Annotated in this window: 1 protein-coding gene; it reads right to left on the bottom strand. The window is 63.2% G+C overall.

Annotated features, from left to right (window positions below):
• Positions 1 to 266, bottom strand: a 266-nt coding sequence (locus tag R0J92_RS23610; protein ID WP_411053465.1) for a dihydroxy-acid dehydratase, incomplete at both ends; no start/stop codon positions are given.

The following is a 266-nucleotide window of genomic DNA, read 5'->3' as shown; positions in this document are numbered from 1 at the left end:
GTCGGACAGGCGGCCCGCTCGATCGCCTGAACATCGGCATCTGACATGGAATCATCGGCTGCGGCGACCATGGCATCGACAAGGTCGAGCGCGACGGTCTTGCCCTGGAGCACGACCTTGCCGGCCTCCATCGGACCACCGGACACGAAGACGGCCGGAATGTTGAGGCGCATCGCGGCGCTGAGCATGCCCGGGGTGATCTTGTCGCAGTTGGAGATGCAGACCATGGCATCAGCGCAATGCGCGTTGACCATGTATTCGACCGA

Origin of the sequence: Tritonibacter sp. SIMBA_163 (genome assembly GCF_046535935.1) — a bacterium.
Lineage (GTDB): Bacteria > Pseudomonadota > Alphaproteobacteria > Rhodobacterales > Rhodobacteraceae > Epibacterium > Epibacterium scottomollicae.
Note: the sequence above shows the minus strand (reverse complement) of the source record. Positions and strands in the feature narration are given on the sequence as shown.